Here is a 14,353-nt window from a genome sequence, read left to right as displayed (position 1 = left end):
ATCAGTGGGTCAGCACCTGGGCTTCACCGATGCGGATCGGCAGCGGATCGGTGGTCAGGTCGAACTCGATGGTTCCGGACTGCCCACCGCCGGTCCACTCGACCACCCAGTGGCTCGAGGCGGTCACCTGGTAAGCACCGTCGGGCTGGTCGTCCGACATCTTGGCGTAGCGGTGCCCGCAGTTCGGCGATGCCTGCTTCCCGTAGTGGTCGGCGTACGGCGTTCCCTTGCCGGTGCAGGTGATCTTGGTGCCGTCACCCATGTTCCACAGGATGCTCGAGACCTTCGCAGTGGCGGTAACCGAAACCGTGCCCTCACTCGCCGACGCAGTGATCGGACCGAACGTGTCATCGGTCGGCTGGTCGACCCACATCCACACCGGCAGACCGACCAGGCCGGCCCGGTTCGGCGCGGACTCAGGCACGATGCCGATCTTGATCGGGTCCAAGTCCATCGACGCGATCGCCCGGTTGGCCAGCACCACTGGGTCGATCGTGACCGTGCCGTTCTCGATCCACATCAACTCCCACGACGAGCCAGGAGGCGGGAAGTAGCACACGTGCCAGGCACCGTCTTCCTCCGTCTGACCTTCGGGGGGAACCGTGTCGCTGCCCGGGTACTCCTCCCCGACATAGCAGCCGTGAGCACTGCTCCACACCGATCCTTGCGGACCAGTGCATGGGATCTCGTTGCCCGCGTACGAGCACGTCGACGACGAACCGCCCGTGTTGCCATCAGTGCCGTCGTCGCCGCCGCCGTTCTCGCATACCCATGTGAGAGTGCCGGTGTCGGGGTCCCGATCCCAATGACATCCTCCGCCGCCTTCGGCCTTCGCAACATCTGGCATTAGGGCTACAGAGAGCGCGCCGAGCAGCAGGACAGTCGACGCGAGAGCGCGCGCTAGCACGTCTCCTCCCAGCGAACGTCAGCCTCGCTGACCAGCCAACGGCCCTTCTCCAGGACGACCGTGTAGTGCGTCGGTAGAGGATTGCCAAGCGGCTGCCCGTTCGGCCCCTGCGCCGGCGGCACCTCCTTGCCGCCCTTCATCTCCTTGACTCCGCTCCGGTCCTCACAGTCCGTGATGATGAACTTCTTGGCCGTTCGGGGTCGCGGATCACTCAGTGTGTGGACGTACTCGCCGGTGACCTTGATCTTGTACAGATCAAGGTCGGCCACACGTGCCTGCACCTGGAGGAACTCGTCGCCAGTGGCAACCTTGTTCAGCCTCTTGAAGTCGATCGTCGCAGCCCGGAATGCGTCATCGCGGACGCCGAGGTAGGCCGTGAGCTGGGCGGCTGCCTTCTCCTCGGGGGTCTTGGGTGCGGGCGAGGCGCTGGTGGGCGTCTCGGTCGGGGTTGCGGTCGGGGTGTCGGTGGCGTCGGGGTCGGTGCTGTCGTCCGAGCAGCCCGTGAGGATCAGGGCCAGGGCGAGGGCCACTCCCCCGAGTACGGAGTGGTGCTTGCTCATTCGGTGTCTCCTCCTGGGTTGGGCGGGGCCATCACCGATCGCTGGCTGACGTCGGTGGCGATGTGCTCGAGGTGTTCTTCGGCGGCGTCGACGAGCTCAGCGAGCGAGCCGTTGTCGGCGGGGTCGATACCGAACTTCTTGTCGGCGTCGTAGAGGGCGCGCACGGTGTCGCGGACGAAGACCGCTCGGGCGACGCGGCGGGCGTCGAGGTCGCGGCTGTTGGTGCCGGCCGAGACGTAGTGTCGCGTGATCTCTTGGTCGAATCTGCTCATCTGACTGCTTTCCTTCCCGAGGTCAGCTCGCGAGCCAGCCGTGCGTGCTGATGATTGTCTTCGTCCGCTCCGACAGTTCCATGGGCGCTTCGTCGTCATCGTCGCGGTTGCAGATCTCCTCGCGCAGGATGCGGTCAGCCTCGAGCTGGTCCCCTTCGGCCTTCAACACGTGGGCCATGCACAGTCGGGTGCTCTCGCCGTCGGGGTTCGCGTGGTTGGCGACGTAGGCGGCGGAGCGGGCCTTGATCAGGTCGCCCGCGGCCAGTGCTTCGGTGACGACGATGAGGGCGACGTCAGCGATCCACCCCTTTGCGTTGAGGTCGGGGCGGTCGGACTCGTTGACCAGCCACTCCCAACCGCCGGGTCGTTTCTGGCTGAACGGCTGAGCCTCGCCGACGAGCTCGAGGGCGGTGCAAAGGTCAGCGATGCCCTCCGCGCCCTTGCGGGCCTGGCCACGCTTGCGCAGGCGCTTGAAGAGGTCCAGGTCGACCAGCAGGCCGTCGTCGACCTGGTAGGCGTTGACACCGGTCAGCTTCTTGGCGGGCGACTTGTCCGCGTCGGGCAGGTACTTCTCGCCCGTGCGGGGGTTGATGCCGAGCCAGTCACGGACCGTGTTGGCGTAGTCGCGCGCCTTGGCGTCCTTGATCGAGAACGCGTCCTCGATCTGCTCGCGGGTGGCACCGTGCTTGCGATGGAGGGCGAGGTAGGCCAGCAGTTCGATGAAGTAGTCCTTGCGCTTGGCCAAGGGCTTGCCGTGGGCCGTGGCGGTGACCGGGCCGAGCAGCGTGAGCTTGGGCCGGTCGCAGTCGGGCGAGAACCAGTCGGCAATGTCCTGGTCCAGGGTGGGGTCTTCCCTCTCGACCGCGGCCCGGACGTGTTCGGGCACCTTGGGTGCGAGCGCGTCGAGGTCCTCCTGCATGACCGGGCTCTCCCGGATGTAGTCGGCGTCGTCACTCTCGAGGAGCGAGGTCAGCGGCTCGTCGACCGCGTCCTGCGGGGTGTTGCGCGGCAACGTGTACTCACGCCGCAGGGCTCCCGACTGGTCGGTGAAGGCCTCCCAGCCGTCGGTGGCCGTCTCGTCGACGGGCGTCTGGACGTACTCGGGGTTCTCGCTCTGCGCGAGCAACAGGGCGCATCCGCGTGCCTCGTCGCTGGTCAGGCCAACGGCGATGAGGTCGAGGCCGGCGTGCTCGAGGATGACGCGGCCGGTGCTGGTCATGTGCAGCACGGCGCCGTGGGTGTTCGGGCGCTCGCCGGCAACCACGATGGAGGTGGCCGCTTGGCCGACGTGGTCGTTGACGAGCTGCATCAGCTGCTCGAGGTCGGCGGGGTCGCCGGACGCGGCGTCCAGGAGCAGCATGCGCGCTGGCCAGGTGTCCTCGTCGACGCTGCCGGTGCGGGCGGTGGAGACATCGGTGTTGTGCCGGGCGGCTCGGTCGACCGTGGTGACCGCGGCGGCGAGGATCTCGGCGACTGCGGGCCCGCCAGCCTCGCCGGTCGGGTGGAAGGTAAGCCGCTCGTCCATCGCGACGACTTCCTCGGCGACGCCGATGCAGTCGACCCGCACGCGGCGCGACCAGGGCTTGCGAGCCAGCTGGGCGGCGAGGTGGCGTGCGAAGTCGCGGCCGTAGGTCGGGTCGCCGCTGATGGTGAGGGTGGAGAGCTCCTCGCAGTTGAGCGACCACAACTCGCCCTTGTCGCTGGCCCCGATGTCGACCAGGAGCGGGTACGGGGGCTCGACGCTGCCGGTATCGGGTCCGAGGTCGGCGACCGGGGTGTCGGTGCTGATGTGCCAGTGGGTCTGGTCGGGGCTGCCCACCCACGGTGCCGGCACCGCCGCCGGGGCGCTGAGGTGCAGGGTCATCTTGCTCGGACCCAGCTCGACCGCGGCCAGCGGCGGCATGCTCGTGATCGTCGTACCGGCGGCGCCGACGGCGGCGGCGAGGCGACGCAGCGCCTCGTCGACGTACTCGACGGTGTTCGCGGCCGGGCCGCCGGTCGCGTTGATGGTCATCTCCACCGGCGCGAGTTCGGGCGGTGGGGCCGCGATGTCGAGGCCCGGCGGCCGGTCGCGGAACACGCTTCGTCGACGCGACCGCAGCGCCATGAACAGGGCGCCGGAGAGCAACACTCCCCCGCCGGTGAGGCCTGCGAGGACCCAAGGCGCGTCGAGGATCGAGTCGTCCGTGTCGTGATCGTCGACCTGGTCGACCTGGTTGACGTCGTCGGCCTGGGGCTGGACAACCTCAGGGGCTGCGCTCTCCGGCACGACGGGCTCGGATACATCGGGCTCGGCGGCGGGCGGCTGCTCCTCGGCTGGCGGGTCGACCGGCTGAGCGTGGTTCTGTGGCCCGGCTGGCTGGTCGTCGGGCTGCTGGTCGTCGGGGCGGTCGACGCCGTGGGGAGCGGTCTCGGCGACGGCGGGAATGTTGAGCTTCCAGCCTATGTCGATGACGTTGGGATCGCTCAGGTGTGCGCCGCCAGGCTGGGTGATCCCGGTGGATGCCTGGTAGATCTCGGGCCACCGGTCAGCGTCGCCGAGTTCCTTCTCCGCGATGTCGGAGAGGCTGTCGGCGGGCTGGACGGTGTAGGCGTGCGCCGGTGCGTCCCCAGCAGCGGCAGGGGCGGGCAGGGTGAGGACCCACCCGGGCTCGAGGAAACTGGGCTTGGCGCCGAGCAGGTCGCGGTTCAGGTCGACGATCTCCTTGTAGCGGGCGCCGTCGCCGAGCTGGTCCTGGGCGATCGCCCACAGGCTCTCCCCCGGCCGCACGGTGTGCTGGACGGTGGCCTTGTCCTCCGCCCCGTTCTTTCCCTGGTCCCGGGCGGTCTTCTCCACTTCGTCCTTCGGGAAGTGCTGGGCGGTCGTCTGGTCGGGGACTCCCCCGGTCGCATGAGCCGTCTGGGCTGCACCGGTGGTGGCGTCGGCGGCCGCCACGGTGCCGGCCTGGGCGGCGATGGGTGCTGCGATGAACAGCAGCGCCGCGACTCCGATCAGGCCGCGGGCGCCGGCCTGCGGGAGGCGGAGGCCGGGGAGCTTGGGAGCCTCGACGCGACGCAGTCGAGCGAAGGTCTCGACGAGGAGGCTGACCGTCATGAAGGCCCAGGCGACCCAGCCGACGACCTTGAGCAGGCCAAGGATCACGGTGCCGTCGTCGGGTGACAGCAGGCCGTTCTTGATGCCGTCCCACGTGGGCGCCTGCTCCGGGACCGGGCTGGCACCGATCGCCAGGAACAGCACCGGCAGGCCGAGGACGATGGCGATGATCGCCACGGTGGCGAGGAGTCCGGTGAGCCGCTGACCGACAGTGGGGCTGGCTGGAGTGTGAGTGGTCATCGTTCGATGCCTCCTTCGGCGCGGATGAGCCGCGCGGACGCCTCCCCGGTGACCTGCATCGAGTCGAGCCCGATGATCCCGAGGAACTTGCTGTCGTAGGTATCGGTGGTGGTGACGGTGAGGGTGTCGCCGCCGGTGACGGTGACGGTTCCCTCGACGCCGGCGGCCTGGAGATAGTCCCGGGCAGCAGCCTTCGCTGCGTTGAGGTCGACGCGGAGGTCCTCGCCTCGAACCGCGGTTGAGCCTTCGACTTCTTGGGCGCCGGTGCGGGCGGCCTGAGCTGCGACCGCGCGTGCGCGCTGTTGCTCGTGGACCTTGCCGCCGAGGTCGACGGCCATGCCGACGAGCATGATCATCACGAAGGAGGCAGTCGCGAACCAGACGCTGATCGAGCCTCGCTCGTCTCGCCTCGTGAGGCCTCGGCCGAGACGCTGAGACCTGAGGTTGCGGAGGCTGTTCATCGGCGCTCCCGGTAGGCGTCGATCGGGCTGGAGGCGGTCGCGGTGATGGTCCGGGTCCCGGGCAGCCCGGGGATGGCCAGATCGGAGAGGTTCACATGGCAGGTGACTGTGGCGGTGACTTGGGCGGTGGTTCCGAGCGGGGCGTTGAAGCCGCCCGCGTTGACCGTGACGCTGGTGGTAGTGCACTGCAGCCCCTGGTCGGACAAGCTGTCGGCGGCGGCCGACCTGCCGGCGGTGATCGCCTCGCCCTGGGTTCGCTCGATCGAGGCTGAGCGGGCCGCTTCGAAGGCGGCCGCCTCCACCGACTGTTTCGCGATCTCTACGCGGCCGCCGAGGATGATCATCGCGATGAACAGGCCGAAGGCCGGGACGCCGATGGCGGCCTCGATCGCTACCGACCCGCGCTCGTCCCGGCGCTTGCTCCGCCGACTGATCCGCCCGATTCCCCTCTGCTGGCTCGTCATTCGGTGAGCCTCTCGACGGGGACGCTGGCGCTCTGGGTCACGTTGACGTGCCAGCCAGGGATCACGCTCAGGCTCTCGCCGGTGACCGTGACCGTGGCGGTGGTCGTGGTCCGGGAGCCCGAGACGCTGGTTGAGGTCATTACGTCGTTGCCGCCGGCGTCGTCGAGGAAGGTGTTCGCCGTGGCCACCCCGGACTCGCGTGTGCCGGTCTCGCTGCCAGCCTCTCGTGCGCCCTCCTGTGCCGCCGCGAGCGCAACCTGCTTCGCGTGGTAGTACAGAGCGCCCTGGACGCCGAGGAACATGACCAGGAACAGCGTGGGCATCAGGAACACCATCTGGATGGTGACTGACCCGCGCTCGTTCCGGCCACGGCGATGGCAGTGACGGTGGTGGCTGGCGAACATGGCGAGTTCCGTTCCGGCCTACTTGATCTTGGCGGACTCGTTGGTGACGAAGAACTTGATCGCGGCGACCACGATGCCGACGATCGCGATGGCGGCCACAGCCCAGAGAACCTCCTGGATGGTGACGGACCCTCGCTCGTCTCGGTTGTTCTTGATGCGCTGCTCGAGGCTGGCCAGCACGGTGAGCGCGGTGACCTGGAGGGCGATGAGGAGCTTCAACATCGGGTGGATTCCTTTCTGGTGGGCGACCAGGCGGTCTGTGAGTGTGGATCGGTGTTAGGCGTCAGGTGGCGAAGCGGAGCATGGAGGGGGCGACCAGGATCGCCATGAAGACGATGCCGAGCAGGCTGGCTGGGATGTACATGCGTTCGGAGGCGGAGTTGGCCTTGCCGAGCTCGGCGCTGAGCATCGCTGAGCGCATGGCGGTGGCGCGGGCGCGCAGGTTCTCGTAGATCTGGGCGCCGTCCTTGCCGGACTGCTGCATGATGTCGGCCAGGTCGTCGAGCTCGGGCACACCCAGTTCGTCGGCGAGGCCGTGCAGCGAGTCCCAGGGAGCGCGGGTCATGTAGCGGGCACGGCGCAGTTCGGTCTCGATGCGCCGGAACACCCACTTGTCGCCCACCTCGGCCGCGGTGCTCAGGGCGACGTGGCCGCTGTGGCCGTCGCGGACGCCGGTGGCGACCATGTCGATGTAGGCGCCGAGGGCACGGTTGAACTCGATACGGGCCTTCTTGGCGTCGTCGACGACGTTGTAGTTGGGCATGAACCAGAACAGCGCCGCGAGCGCGAGCGACCCGATCGTGGGGATCGCGAAGGGCAGCGGGAGCCCGATCAGGCCGAAGAAGCCGGCCAGCAGCGGAGGCATCGCCAGGCCGAGCAGCGCCCAGACGACCTTCTCTCCGTAGAACGTGGTCTCGCTGATCTGGAGGATGGCGAGGTCCTTTCGCGGCGTGTGCGACCAGGCCCCGGCCGGGAAGGTCTTGATTGCCCAGACGCCGAGCTGGTCGACGGCGGACGCTGACTCGGTGCCAGCCGCGTTGTCGGTTGTGGCGGTGGCGCGACGGGGCACGACGTGGTCGGGCGAGAGGCGCTCGAGCGCGTCGACCAGGTCGGGGTCGGAGGGGGCGAAGCGCCACACGAGCAGGGCGACGCCGAGACCCATGAGGGCGCCGCAGGCGATGGCGAGCTGTAGGCCGGTCATGCCGTGACTCCTCGGCTCCGGGGCGGGCTTTGGGGCTGGCTTTGCCGCTTGGCTCGGTGCGCGTTGCGGGTCTCGAGGTCGAGGAACCGCGGGAGCGGTTTGGCAACGGCCATGCGACGCATCCACACCAAGGTGGCGACATAGGTGGTGAGCAGGATGGCGAGGACGATCTGGCCCAGCGGGGTGGTGTAGGGCTCGATGTAGTTGCCGGTGAAGGCCAGGATGCCGAGCACGCCGAGTGTGATGGCGGTGACGGTGCGTGCGGTGGTGCGGGGCTTGGCCTGGTCGGCGGCGATCTGGCGGCGGGCACGCACGTCTGCCGCGACGGTCTCTGCGAGCGCGTCGAGAGCCTTCGACAGCCCTGCCTGCCCTTTGCCGCTGGCGGCGAGGATCAGCTGACTGGCCACGACGTCGCCGGTGGAGTCGTTGAGGTCCTCTGCGAACGCACGCAGCACGTCCTCGGTGCTGGCGGTGTTGCTCCACAATCGGGAGACCAGCAGCCCGACCTCCCGCTCGATCGGGGCGGGCACCGACTGCAGCGACTTGATCAACGCCCCGCGCAGGGCCTGCCCTGCGGTGAGCTTCCCGGACAGCGAACGGGTCCACTCCTCCAGGGCTTCGAGCTTGTCGATGCTCGCCGCGGCGGGCGGCGGGGTGAGCAGCAGTGGGATGCCGACGATCGCGGCCGGGACGATGACGATCGCGAGAACGAAGCCGGACCACAGGGCGGTGATGAGGCCGATGACTGCGCCGCCAAGGACGAGCATCCGGGTGCGCCGATCGAGCCCGAGAAACCGGATCCCGATACGTCCGAAGGGCGTGTGGTTGCGGTTCGGGCGAGGTGGCTTCGGTGGAGCCGGGATCATCCCGTAGACGATGCCGATCAGGCCGGCGACGATGAGGGCACCGCACACGGCGGGCAGGAACGCGTTCATTGGCTTGCCACCCCCGGGTTGGCCGCGACCTCGGTGTTGTATGCGCCGAGGTCGAACCCGTGGCGCACCAGGTCCTGGGCGAACTCGCTCTCGAGCTGCCCGGTTGCGACCGCGTGGCCGAGTTGGTTCGATGCGAAGATCGGCGCCGTCTGATATCCCCGGGCTGCGTCCATGCTGGGCCGAACGACAAGGACTTCTTCGATCCAGCGGCGCTTGCGGTAGGTCCCGTCGCCTTGGGCGACGATCTCGGTGCGGGCGTACATGACGATGTCGATGGCTGCGGCGAGCTTGCTGATCGCCAGTTCCCGGCTTACTTGTGGCCCGGCCTCCATGGCGCAGGACACGAGCTTCTCGATGGTGAGCGCAGCGCTGCGGGCGTGGGTGGTGCTGATGGAGCCCGGGCCGGACTCCATCGCCTTGATCATGTTCCAGACCTCGGGGCCGCGGACCTCGCCCACGATCTGGCGGGCCAGGATGAACCGGAACGAGTCGTGGAGGGCTTCCTCGGTGGTGAACTCGCCGGCGGGGCGGCCGTTGGGGCCGATCTCGCCCGACCCCGGCCGGTGCTCCCAGGCGTGGACGATCTTGTGGCGGTCGGTCAGCTCGTGCAGGTGCAGTTCGAGTTCGGTCTCGAAGGTGCCGAGCATTTCCCACGGCTGCATGGCCGAGCACAGGGCGCGGACCCAGGTCGTCTTGCCGGCGCCCTGGACGCCGGACACGACGATGCTCTTGCCGGCCCGCACGGTCGCAGCGAGGAAGTCCCCGAGCACCGGGCTGCAGGCGTTCCACGTGTGGACCATGTCGTCGAGGGAAACGTCGATCAGTCGGTGGAGCCGGATCACCACTGAGGTCCCGGACGAGTTCCACGCCGCGGCCAGCCGGGCACCGCCGGCAAGGCGCAGGTGGAGCTTGGGGATGGCTTCGGTGAAGGGGCGGTTCTGGCGTGCCCCGAGCTCGGCGAGGAACTGGCGCAGCTCGTCTTCTGACTCGGCGATCGGGTCGACCTCGAAGATCACACCGTCGGTGTTCTCCAGCCATACATGACAGGTGAGGCCGCGGGCGATGATGATGATGTTCTCGATGTCGGTGCGCTTGACCAGGGGTTCCAGCCGACCAAGTCCGAAGAGGGCGGCGTTGAGCGCGGGCTTGAGTGCCTTCTCGTAGTTGCTGCTCCATGGAGGCTGCCCTGTCGAGACCCGGCTCTCGGCTTCGGACCTGACGAACTCCTCGATGACGTCGATGCCCATCTGTTCGCGTTCCTCGTCGGTGACGCGGCCGCCCTCGAGCTCGAGGCGGCTGGTCAGCTGAGAGGAGATCCGGTCGCGATACTCGGCAATGAGGTCCCAGTCGAGCTCGACCTCGTCGAGGTCGTCTTCCTCGGCTTCGGGTGCGGCGTCAAGCAGCGGGCGTAGAGCGAACCCTGACCTGGTGCGGCCGGTGGGCTGATCGTCGGCCGCCCAGGCGCCGGCGAAGATCGGCAGGGACGTTGGGTCATCGGCGTCGACCACAGGAGTCGGAGGGGGCGGCGGTGGAGGTGTGGCGCCGGTGGTTCCACGGCCACGAGCGAACGGCGATCGCTGGTCCTGGCCGTTCTCATTGGCAGTCCCACTGGCAGTCCCATTGGCCCCATTGGCGGTTCCGTTGGTTGCGCTGGCGGCATGGCGGGCCTCGAGCCACTGCTCGGCTGTGGGCGGCTGCTGACCGTTCTGGCTGCCCGACGCTCCGGGGTGGTTGTGTCCGTCGTTGCTCATGAGCGGCCTCCCGACAGGTGGCCGGTCGTAGGTTCTAGGGCGGCCTGGTTGGCGCCGAGGATGGACTGGATGGAGACGGCGGCCGCTCGGTAGCCCTTCACGAGGCCCGAGTTGTCGAACTTGCGCGGTTTGCGTGCGCCGTGGGAGTAGACCTCTGCCGCTTCGGGGTCCCAGTCGACCGAGGCGATCACCGGGATCTGGAGTGCCTTGGCGATCTGACGGCCGGGGTAGGGGCGGACGCGGGCCACGCCGGTTGGTGTGGACGGCCAGCGGCGGTCCTCGTCGACGAGGAGGAGGCCGAGGCGTGAGAGCCCGCCGACGGCGGCGAACTGGTCGCGCAGGGTCTTGGCCCAGCCGCGTGCGCCGGCGAGCGCGGGCAGGGAGCTGCGGACCACGAGCAGGGTGAGGTCGGAGGCTGCGAGGAGGGGTTCGGGCCAGCCGATCAGGCCGAGCCGGCCGGCGTCGACGATGACGTCTTGGCCGTTGCGGTCGAGCGCGCGCAGCTGGTCGGCGAGGGGCTCCCACAGCGGCACGAGGCTTGGGGCCTGCTCGTGGGCTCGGATGCCGGGCAGGAACCAGGCCGACTGCTCGGCCGGCGCCTCGGGGTCCAGGAGCAGGGTCTCGCGGGGCAACGCTGTGTGGAGTGCTCCTTCACGTAGGGCGAGGGCGAGGTTGATCAGGCCGCCGGTCGGCTCCTGGGTGCCGTGGAAGTAGCCGGCGAAGACCGCAGAAGCCCCGGTGGGGTCGGCGTCGGTCAGTAGCACCGGACGGGGCCAGTTGAGGGTCAGCCCGAGCGCCACGGTCGAGACGCCGGGCGAGCCGTTGGCCGAGGCCAGGACGATCGTCGCCATGGATCAGCGCTCCCGAGCGTCCAGGACGATGGCGACACGGCCGGTGGCCAGTCGAGCGGCGAGGTCGGCCGCCTCGCGTTCAGGGACGGAGACGTCGACGACGGTCTCCCCGGTCTCCTCGACACGGCTAACACTAACGACGACGGCCTCGATCGTGACGGGCTCCTCGTCGGTGACCTCGCCCTGGTCGCCGGGCGTAGTGACGACCCGGACGGTGTCGCCGCTGAACAGCGGCTCGGCCGGCATCTGTCCCGGGGCGAGACTGATACCGACCAGGGACTCCCCCTCCCCTGGCACCAGGTTCTCGGTGATCGCCTGCTCGGTCAGCATCGTGCCTGCCCACAGGTCGACAGCCGCACGGCTGCCCTCGATGTCGGCCTCCCTGCTGCCTGCGACGGGGCTCAGGGCCGGGTCGACGCTGAGCCGCACGACCTTGAGATCACCAGCGTCGATGGTCTCGCCGCGCTTGATGTCGCTGCTGACGACGAGGACCTCTTGGGTGTCGTTGACAGAGGTGAACAGGTAGGCGACACCCAGCCCTCCTGCGGCCATGAGCGCGGCGGCGAGAGCAACTATCCACGGTCGGCGGCGCATCTTGGGACGTCGGGCGACGGCGCCTTGCCCCTGTTCGAGACCAAGGGTCCTCGAAGGTCGGCTCCCGGGTGTGGGTTTCCGTTCGGCGTCCAGTGACATCAGTCCGAGTCCTCTCGTCTCTCGACCACCTACGTGTCGAGACGGGCCGGAGCGATCACCTGGGCATCAACTCGACGAAACAAGACTAGTGCCTTTTTATCGATACTCGCGTTGTCCACAGGTTCCGAAATCGGAGTGGTCATGGCCCGAGCCCTCCACCAGAAGGGCCGCGGCTCGACTCCCCCGATGGAGCCAAGCGTCAACGCGGCGGACCTGGCCATCGCTTCCGGCTAGGCAGGCCCTGCCCTTCTGGTGCGATTGTGCCCCGCTTGTCCAGGATCAACCACGAGTTCGGTAATGAGTTGGGCACTCCGTTGGGTGCTCAGGTGGGACCCTGGTCGTCCGTCCCGACGGCCCGTCGTTCGTGCTGCCGTCGCGATCGCTGGGCTTCTGCGAAGGCCGCGGTGACTGTGTCGGTGGGCTGGTTCAGCCCTCGGCCGAGGGCGTCGATCACTGACCTATCCGGAAGACGTGCCCAACGCCCCTGCTCCCATGCGTAGTAGGTCGGCGCCGCAAGGTTCGCAGCTGCCGCCAACTCGACCGCTGACAGGCCGGCTCCGAGGCGGAGAGCCCGCAGGTCAGCGACATCACCGTCGAACCGGACCAGCCGCATAGTCGGGATCTCGAGTGTCTGGGCTAGCCGGACCAGGAAGTCTGCTCTCGGCTCTGAACTGCCAAGCTCCCACCGCGAGATGCGCTCACCACCAGCTGCACCGACGAGCCGCGCAAGCTCGTGCTGGGTAAGGCCAGCCCTCTCGCGGGCGGCACGCAACTCTGAGGGATCAATGCCGGAAACCATTGCAGCCAAGACTAGTGGCGCCGTCAGATCCACCGTTGCCACGCGATCCCGTGGCAAGCAAGTAGCAGCGACCATCCCAAGGCGCCGCGTGACGAGCCCGCCTCGCTCACGGCCTCTCACTGGCCTCCCGCCCGGATCGCGAGGCACTCCGCCACTATCCACAGCCCGCCACGATCCGAGCGCAAGCTGGGCACCAATCAGCGACACTCAAAGTCCAACACGTCAATCTCGGGCCGGACGGAGCCAGACATGACCGAATCGGACGACGGACTGGGCAAGACCGACTGTCTGGAGGCAAGTGGTCACGCCGCGGCTGCGTGCAAAAACATCCAGGAATTCAACCGAGCCTCGATGTGGTCCCGCGACCAGATGCCCTCGGAGACCGCCGACCAGCTCGGCGATCTCGCGGACCTCGCCGCTGCGCTCCCCCAAGCGTTCTCCCAGCTGTCCAGCGTGCTTGCGCAGGCGTTGGCCGACCAAGTGCTCACCATGGACTCGATGACCGAGGAGTCGGACCCAGCGATGGCCATCGGACTGGCCCGGCTCCACCTCGACGAGGCCCGCGGCGTGGCCGTGGAACTCCACCGACACCTCAACAACGCTCAGAACGCGACAGCGCACATCATCAGCCACAGCGTCGACGACCACCAGGAGGCGATGCCCCGGGATCAGCCCTGACAGGCATTGATCCACCGCTCCGCAGCAGCGTGGCTGGTAACGCCCGGGTCAGACCAGCAGTTTTTTCGCGTCAGATGATCGCCCGAACACCCCAGCCTTCCTTTGGTGACTGAGAGATGACCCCGGTCCACCAAGGAGCTACTCGTGAGCACCCCCACCGATTCACCCGTTCCTGCGACCGCTTCGGCCGACCGTGACCCGGTCGAGGACGTGCGCGCCCACCTCAAACAGGCCCTCGCGGTGCTCGACCGGCTGCGCGACGTCCTCCCGCCGCCCAGCAGCCCGCCCCCGCGTGATGCAAGAGGCGGTGCGGCATGAGCATCGAGACCAGCGAGATCGATTCCACGCAGCAGGCAGCCGACGGCCTTAATGTCGCCGAGCAGGCCGTCGGCCGAGCCCGCTTGGTCGTCGACGAGGTCCGTGCGACCATCGCCTCCGCACTGCGGGTGCTCGACGACGCTGAGCTCGACTCGGCCAAGGCACGGTTGTCTGAGCGCGGCGACTTCTACCTTGGGGCCGCCGGCGAGCATCTGGACCGGCTTCAGACCCGCTGCACCGACGCCCAGCACCTGATCCACGCGATCTATGGGCACCTCGAGCTGGCAGCGGAGGCGGTACAACGGGTTACGACAATGTTCGTCAACAGTGATACACCGCCTCTCTCCGACAGCAGCGATCTCTGGAACCTCGCTACCCGGATAAGCGTCTTTGACGAAATGGTCGCTCTCGCCAAGCCGCTTTCGCGCACGGCAACGCGACATCTCGACGGGGCGTGCCAGGCAAGTCGGAGCATCAGTCGGCCGGCCCTCCTGGAGCCGGTCACCATGGAACGAACCATCGCCGCTGCCGGCAAAGAGTTCGGCCGCGCCGATGAGGACGTCCGTCTCCTGGGAGACGTCATCGACCGTGCAGCCGCCAGTGCCAAGGATGCTGCCGGTCTCGCCAATGAGATCACCGACAACGCTCGCCGGCGCATGGCAGGGCAGGGCCGCGCCCCGGTCCCCGACTGCACCGCCCCGGCGACGTCCAGAGCGGCACGGTAG

General features: G+C 68.4%; 17 protein-coding genes. 3 read left to right on the top strand and 14 right to left on the bottom strand.

The annotated features are described in order from the left end of the window. Position 1: 1 nt before the first annotated feature. From C7S10_RS19110 to C7S10_RS23190, 14 genes are all read right to left on the bottom strand, one after another. Positions 2 to 520, bottom strand: a complete 519-nt coding sequence (locus tag C7S10_RS19110; RefSeq protein ID WP_108346052.1) for an ATP/GTP-binding protein — start codon at positions 518 to 520, stop codon at positions 2 to 4. Positions 521 to 900: 380 nt separating this feature from the next. Then, positions 901 to 1,467, bottom strand: coding sequence for a hypothetical protein (locus tag C7S10_RS19105; RefSeq protein WP_108346051.1), 567 nt, complete (start codon positions 1,465 to 1,467; stop codon positions 901 to 903). Beyond that, positions 1,464 to 1,739, bottom strand: coding sequence for a hypothetical protein (locus C7S10_RS19100; protein WP_108346050.1), 276 nt, complete (start codon positions 1,737 to 1,739; stop codon positions 1,464 to 1,466). The genes C7S10_RS19105 and C7S10_RS19100 overlap by 4 nt, the downstream gene beginning before the upstream one ends. Before the next feature lie 22 nt (positions 1,740 to 1,761). Then, positions 1,762 to 5,073, bottom strand: a complete 3,312-nt coding sequence (locus C7S10_RS19095; RefSeq protein ID WP_108346049.1) for a LysM peptidoglycan-binding domain-containing protein — start codon at positions 5,071 to 5,073, stop codon at positions 1,762 to 1,764. Then, complete coding sequence (locus C7S10_RS19090; RefSeq protein ID WP_108346048.1) at positions 5,070 to 5,534, bottom strand: pilus assembly protein TadG-related protein; 465 nt, start codon at positions 5,532 to 5,534, stop codon at positions 5,070 to 5,072. The genes C7S10_RS19095 and C7S10_RS19090 overlap by 4 nt, the downstream gene beginning before the upstream one ends. Further along, a complete protein-coding gene (locus tag C7S10_RS19085) occupies positions 5,531 to 5,998 on the bottom strand; it encodes a TadE/TadG family type IV pilus assembly protein (RefSeq protein WP_108346047.1) in 468 nt (155 codons plus the stop codon). Before C7S10_RS19085 ends, C7S10_RS19090 begins: the two co-directional genes overlap by 4 nt. Continuing rightward, positions 5,995 to 6,402, bottom strand: coding sequence for a TadE/TadG family type IV pilus assembly protein (locus tag C7S10_RS19080; RefSeq protein WP_108346046.1), 408 nt, complete (start codon positions 6,400 to 6,402; stop codon positions 5,995 to 5,997). The genes C7S10_RS19085 and C7S10_RS19080 overlap by 4 nt, the downstream gene beginning before the upstream one ends. Positions 6,403 to 6,420: 18 nt before the next feature. Further along, a complete protein-coding gene (locus tag C7S10_RS19075) occupies positions 6,421 to 6,624 on the bottom strand; it encodes a hypothetical protein (RefSeq protein ID WP_108346045.1) in 204 nt (67 codons plus the stop codon). Positions 6,625 to 6,685: 61 nt separating this feature from the next. Beyond that, positions 6,686 to 7,603: a type II secretion system F family protein gene (locus C7S10_RS19070; RefSeq protein ID WP_108346044.1), complete on the bottom strand. Its 918-nt coding sequence runs from the start codon at positions 7,601 to 7,603 to the stop codon at positions 6,686 to 6,688. Then, complete coding sequence (locus C7S10_RS19065) at positions 7,600 to 8,538, bottom strand: type II secretion system F family protein (protein ID WP_108346043.1); 939 nt, start codon at positions 8,536 to 8,538, stop codon at positions 7,600 to 7,602. Before C7S10_RS19065 ends, C7S10_RS19070 begins: the two co-directional genes overlap by 4 nt. Further along, positions 8,535 to 10,289, bottom strand: coding sequence for a TadA family conjugal transfer-associated ATPase (locus C7S10_RS19060; protein WP_108346042.1), 1,755 nt, complete (start codon positions 10,287 to 10,289; stop codon positions 8,535 to 8,537). The genes C7S10_RS19065 and C7S10_RS19060 overlap by 4 nt, the downstream gene beginning before the upstream one ends. Next, entirely contained in the window at positions 10,286 to 11,140 is an 855-nt protein-coding gene (locus tag C7S10_RS19055) for a CpaE/TadZ family protein (protein ID WP_108346041.1), read from the bottom strand. The genes C7S10_RS19060 and C7S10_RS19055 overlap by 4 nt, the downstream gene beginning before the upstream one ends. 3 nt (positions 11,141 to 11,143) lie before the next feature. Continuing rightward, the gene (locus tag C7S10_RS19050) at positions 11,144 to 11,833 is read right to left on the bottom strand and encodes an SAF domain-containing protein (RefSeq protein ID WP_243395474.1); all 690 of its coding nucleotides are present in this window, start codon (positions 11,831 to 11,833) and stop codon (positions 11,144 to 11,146) included. Between the two features lie 322 nt (positions 11,834 to 12,155). Beyond that, positions 12,156 to 12,632, bottom strand: a complete 477-nt coding sequence (locus C7S10_RS23190; RefSeq protein WP_165807229.1) for a helix-turn-helix domain-containing protein — start codon at positions 12,630 to 12,632, stop codon at positions 12,156 to 12,158. Between the two features lie 249 nt (positions 12,633 to 12,881). Between C7S10_RS23190 and C7S10_RS19040 the strand changes: the two genes are divergently transcribed. From C7S10_RS19040 to C7S10_RS19035, 3 genes are all read left to right on the top strand, one after another. Next, a complete protein-coding gene (locus tag C7S10_RS19040) occupies positions 12,882 to 13,310 on the top strand; it encodes a hypothetical protein (protein ID WP_108346038.1) in 429 nt (142 codons plus the stop codon). A gap of 144 nt (positions 13,311 to 13,454) precedes the next feature. Continuing rightward, complete coding sequence (locus C7S10_RS22365) at positions 13,455 to 13,628, top strand: hypothetical protein (protein WP_165807228.1); 174 nt, start codon at positions 13,455 to 13,457, stop codon at positions 13,626 to 13,628. Next, positions 13,625 to 14,353, top strand: a complete 729-nt coding sequence (locus tag C7S10_RS19035) for a hypothetical protein (protein WP_108346037.1) — start codon at positions 13,625 to 13,627, stop codon at positions 14,351 to 14,353. Before C7S10_RS22365 ends, C7S10_RS19035 begins: the two co-directional genes overlap by 4 nt.

The organism is Nocardioides currus, from assembly GCF_003057875.1.
Taxonomy (GTDB): Bacteria; Actinomycetota; Actinomycetes; order Propionibacteriales; family Nocardioidaceae; genus Nocardioides; species Nocardioides currus.
The sequence above is the reverse complement of the archived record's forward strand: the minus strand, read 5'-3'. Positions and strand labels throughout refer to the sequence as shown.

Bases quoted from the DNA above. Each gene is read 5' to 3' on its own strand.
- C7S10_RS19110 (WP_108346052.1), bottom strand. From the start codon at position 520: ATGTGGATCGAGAACGGCACGGTCACGATCGACCCAGTGGTGCTGGCC.
- C7S10_RS19105 (WP_108346051.1), bottom strand. From the start codon at position 1,467: ATGAGCAAGCACCACTCCGTACTCGGGGGAGTGGCCCTCGCCCTGGCC.
- C7S10_RS19100 (WP_108346050.1), bottom strand. From the start codon at position 1,739: ATGAGCAGATTCGACCAAGAGATCACGCGACACTACGTCTCGGCCGGC.
- C7S10_RS19095 (WP_108346049.1), bottom strand. From the start codon at position 5,073: ATGACCACTCACACTCCAGCCAGCCCCACTGTCGGTCAGCGGCTCACC.
- C7S10_RS19090 (WP_108346048.1), bottom strand. From the start codon at position 5,534: ATGAACAGCCTCCGCAACCTCAGGTCTCAGCGTCTCGGCCGAGGCCTC.
- C7S10_RS19085 (WP_108346047.1), bottom strand. From the start codon at position 5,998: ATGACGAGCCAGCAGAGGGGAATCGGGCGGATCAGTCGGCGGAGCAAG.
- C7S10_RS19080 (WP_108346046.1), bottom strand. From the start codon at position 6,402: ATGTTCGCCAGCCACCACCGTCACTGCCATCGCCGTGGCCGGAACGAG.
- C7S10_RS19075 (WP_108346045.1), bottom strand. From the start codon at position 6,624: ATGTTGAAGCTCCTCATCGCCCTCCAGGTCACCGCGCTCACCGTGCTG.
- C7S10_RS19070 (WP_108346044.1), bottom strand. From the start codon at position 7,603: ATGACCGGCCTACAGCTCGCCATCGCCTGCGGCGCCCTCATGGGTCTC.
- C7S10_RS19065 (WP_108346043.1), bottom strand. From the start codon at position 8,538: ATGAACGCGTTCCTGCCCGCCGTGTGCGGTGCCCTCATCGTCGCCGGC.
- C7S10_RS19060 (WP_108346042.1), bottom strand. From the start codon at position 10,289: ATGAGCAACGACGGACACAACCACCCCGGAGCGTCGGGCAGCCAGAAC.
- C7S10_RS19055 (WP_108346041.1), bottom strand. From the start codon at position 11,140: ATGGCGACGATCGTCCTGGCCTCGGCCAACGGCTCGCCCGGCGTCTCG.
- C7S10_RS19050 (WP_243395474.1), bottom strand. From the start codon at position 11,833: ATGTCACTGGACGCCGAACGGAAACCCACACCCGGGAGCCGACCTTCG.
- C7S10_RS23190 (WP_165807229.1), bottom strand. From the start codon at position 12,632: ATGGTTTCCGGCATTGATCCCTCAGAGTTGCGTGCCGCCCGCGAGAGG.
- C7S10_RS19040 (WP_108346038.1), top strand. From the start codon at position 12,882: ATGACCGAATCGGACGACGGACTGGGCAAGACCGACTGTCTGGAGGCA.
- C7S10_RS19035 (WP_108346037.1), top strand. From the start codon at position 13,625: ATGAGCATCGAGACCAGCGAGATCGATTCCACGCAGCAGGCAGCCGAC.